This window comes from uncultured Anaerofustis sp. (genome assembly GCF_938029165.1).
GTDB lineage: Bacteria > Bacillota > Clostridia > Eubacteriales > Anaerofustaceae > Anaerofustis.
The window spans coordinates 1-3,654 of record NZ_CALHFB010000002.1; the positions used below are offsets into that span (position 1 = coordinate 1).

Consider the following 3,654-nt stretch of genomic DNA (forward strand, 5'->3'; position numbering starts at 1 on the left):
AATCCAAAAATTTGGACGAGCAAATTTTTGGTGGGGTGCGGGGCGAAACCCCGCAAAGGTTTCTAAAGGGTGGTACCCTTTAAAATGTAACGAAAAAAACCGATGTTTCATACTATAGTAATGGAAAGTACTAGGAGGGCAAAATGGAAAAACGTAAGGTACTAAGTAATGTTGAAATAGGAAATTTAGGTAAAGTTCTGGATATTAATTGTGAGGGAGACGACAGAAGACGATTTCTAGATTTAGGTGTAGTAAAAGGTACCAAAATCAAACCTGTACTCATAAGCCCTTTGGGAGACCCGAGAGCATACGAAATAAGAGGAAGTATAATAGCATTCAGAAAAGAGGATGCTGATAAAATAGAGGTATTTGAAGTATAATTCTTGTAACATAATTTTAACTTTTTACATATTATAATATTAAATAATGTAAAAGGGGGGAGATTATGGGGCTCACTTCAAGCTCAACCGGAGCTAAAGTTTTGGAAGCGGATGTTTTTGAAAAGGCCATAGGCTGCGATTTCACTATAGGTCTTGCCGGAAATCCGAATGTAGGTAAATCCACTGTCTTCAATGCACTTACGGGAATGCACCAGCATACCGGGAACTGGCCGGGAAAAACCGTCAGTAACGCCGTAGGGAAATGCAGATATAAAGATAAAGACTTATTATTCGTAGATATACCCGGTACATATTCACTGATGTCTAATTCCGAAGAAGAAGAGATAGCAAGAAATTATATATGTTTCGGTCAGGCAGATGTCACCGTCGTAGTCGTCGATGCAACTGCTTTGGAGAGAAATTTAAATCTGGTATTTCAGACTTTTGAAATAACCAATAATGTAATTGTATGCGTAAATTTGCTTGATGAAGCAAAGAAAAAAGGTATAAAAATCAATCTGGAACTGTTAAGCGAGTATTTGGGCGTTCCTGTGGTCGGTGTCACCGCAAGGCGTCCAAAGACTTTAAACAGCTTGCTCAGTGCTATTTACAGCGTTTGTACCAATAAAATGAAAGTTAGTCCAAAATGTGTAAAATATAACGAACACATAGAAGAAGCTATTGAAAAGATAACGGAAAAATTAAAACAAACCAATATCAAAAATACATATTTATACAGATGGATAGCACTTAAACTAATAGATGGGGATGAGAAAATACTAAAGTCTCTTGAAAATTATCTTGATATAGATTTACTTGCTAATAAAAATATATCATCATCAGTCGAAAAGGCTAAAGTAAAGCTGATGACCAACAATATAACAAAGAATAATTTCAGAGACAGGGTAGTGGAAGAGATACTTCAAAACGATGAGGAAATATGTGAAGATGTTTTAGAATATGAAGTAAGGGATTATAATGACAGGGACAGAAAAGTAGATAAGATTTTAACGTCTAAGACTTTTGGTATACCGCTGATGATATTGTTCCTCGGTGTAATATTCTGGCTAACTATCACAGGGGCAAATTATCCTTCCGAAATGCTTTCCGTTTTCTTTGGTTATGTAGGGGATAAACTGTATGCTCTGTTTGATTATTTGCATGCTCCTGTCTTTTTAAAAGGAGTTTTAATAGATGGGATGTATAATACGCTTTCATGGGTCATAAGCGTTATGCTTCCGCCGATGGCAATATTCTTTCCACTATTTACGATACTTGAAGACCTTGGATATCTTCCGAGGATCGCATTTAATCTCGACCATTACTTTAAAAAAGCCTGTGCATCCGGTAAGCAGGCACTTACAATGTGTATGGGTTTTGGATGTAATGCCGCAGGGGTTATCGGATGCAGGATAATAAACTCCACAAGAGAAAGGCTTATTGCGATATTGACAAATGCTTTTGTTCCATGTAATGGAAGGTTCCCGTTTTTGATAGCGGTAGCTTCAATATTTATCGGAGGTGTAGGATTTAGTTTCGGAAACTCTATCTTATCTACTTTAGCGGTGCTTCTTGTAATAATCCTTGGAATAATACTTACTTTGTTTATTTCCAAATTTTTATCGAAGACTGTTTTAAAGGGAATGCCAAGCACTTTGACATTAGAGCTTCCTCCTTACAGAAAACCGCAGATAGGAAGGATTTTGGTAAGGTCGATATTTGATAGGACATTATACGTTCTCGGTCGTGCAATGGTATTTGCGGCTCCTGCTGGGATAGTCATATGGCTCATGGCAAATATTGGGATAGGGAATGCCAGTATCCTTACTCATATAGCAACCTTTTTAAATCCTTTTGCTCAGCTTATGGGACTTGACGGCTATATCCTGACTGCATTCATTTTGGGGCTTCCGGCAAATGAAATAGTGCTTCCTATAATACTCATGTGTTATCTCGGGAAGGGAACTATGGTAGACATAGAAAATACTATGGAAATAGGGAAGGTCCTTATAGCAAACGGATGGACGATTTTAACCGCAGTCAATGTAATGATTTTTACTTTACTGCATTTTCCATGTGCTACGACTTTAATGACCATTAAAAGCGAAACCAAAAGCTTTAAATGGACTGCGCTGGCATTTATTCTTCCAACGGTCTGCGGTATAGCACTTTGTATGTTTACAAATCTTATTTATCATATAATTATATAGACTAAAAAAGGAATGGTTTTCCATTCCTTTTTATTTTTAATAAAGCTATAATCAAGCTATTAATTTCAAAAATAAAACAACGATATATTATTGTTCTTTGATATTTTCAGTGCTTTTGATATTCTTTTCTATTGCATTCTTAAATACTCTTAGATACTCACCTTCGAATGCAGTGGAAATTTCATTTATATCTTCTTTATTATCTATAATCGGTCTGCATTCTTTATATATAAATTCATAATATAACTTTATTTTTTTCTTTATTCTCTTTCTGTCGGATTTATTGTCTTCCAGTATCAATAAATTATTAAGCCCTATGATGTTACTTATATCATTCATTACATTGTGAATTATATTTCTTTTTTGTCTATCGTCCATATAATCCTCCTTTACACAGAACTGTTTAAATTTGATTATACAATAATAACCTATGTATATTTTATGTCATATCGTGAAGTTTACTTTTTGGACAATAATTAAAGGCATCAATATAATTATCGATACCTTTTAGATTTGTTTATATTCAAAATTAAAACATGTAAGGTAAATTAATACCTTACATGAAGGGAAAAAATATTGTATTTTATAAGTTTTAATAATTATAAATCTCAAGGGATACAATATTCTTTATTAGGATAACACTTCTTATGGATAAAAGCAAATATTTATCCCGAAATTCAGATATTTTTAATCAAATATTAATAAAGGATAATTGTTATGCTTAGTGATAATTTAGAGGGTTTGATTCATTAAATTATCGTTAAATAAATCAATATATACTATTATATGATATATATCTTTATAAATTAAGATATAATTTTTTATATAAAAATAATAATGAGATTAAAAATAAAATATATGTAATAATATTATTGTTATTTTATATAAAAAGCAAAAAAGACACCAAAAGGTGTCTTTTTCCTTGCATTTCTTAAAAGGGTAGTCGGTTAAGAATTTACAAGTTTAAGGCGTTAAATAATAAAAAAAGAAGTTTTACCTTCTGATTTTAATGGTGCCGAAGACCGGAATCGAACCGGTACGATCGGTAAGGATCGCAGGATTTT

The 3,654-nt window shown here is 33.2% G+C and carries 3 protein-coding genes; 2 read left to right on the top strand and 1 reads right to left on the bottom strand.

What is annotated here, in order from left to right; genetic code table 11:
• Window positions 1–143 precede the first annotated feature (143 nt).
• The gene (locus Q0516_RS00280; RefSeq protein ID WP_294468975.1) at window positions 144–380 is read left to right on the top strand and encodes a FeoA family protein; all 237 of its coding nucleotides are present in this window, start codon (window positions 144–146) and stop codon (window positions 378–380) included.
• A 65-nt stretch (window positions 381–445) separates the two neighbouring features.
• Window positions 446–2,590 carry a ferrous iron transport protein B gene (gene feoB / locus Q0516_RS00285; protein ID WP_294468977.1) on the top strand — a complete coding sequence of 715 codons (2,145 nt, stop codon included), beginning with the start codon at window positions 446–448 and terminating at the stop codon, window positions 2,588–2,590.
• Between the two features lie 87 nt (window positions 2,591–2,677).
• On the opposite strand, the gene Q0516_RS00290 is transcribed toward feoB, so the two are convergent.
• A complete protein-coding gene (locus tag Q0516_RS00290; RefSeq protein ID WP_257480224.1) occupies window positions 2,678–2,968 on the bottom strand; it encodes a hypothetical protein in 291 nt (96 codons plus the stop codon).
• Window positions 2,969–3,654: the final 686 nt, after the last annotated feature.

Bases quoted from the DNA above. Each gene is read 5' to 3' on its own strand.
- Q0516_RS00280 (WP_294468975.1), top strand. From the start codon at position 144: ATGGAAAAACGTAAGGTACTAAGTAATGTTGAAATAGGAAATTTAGGT.
- feoB (WP_294468977.1), top strand. From the start codon at position 446: ATGGGGCTCACTTCAAGCTCAACCGGAGCTAAAGTTTTGGAAGCGGAT.
- Q0516_RS00290 (WP_257480224.1), bottom strand. From the start codon at position 2,968: ATGGACGATAGACAAAAAAGAAATATAATTCACAATGTAATGAATGAT.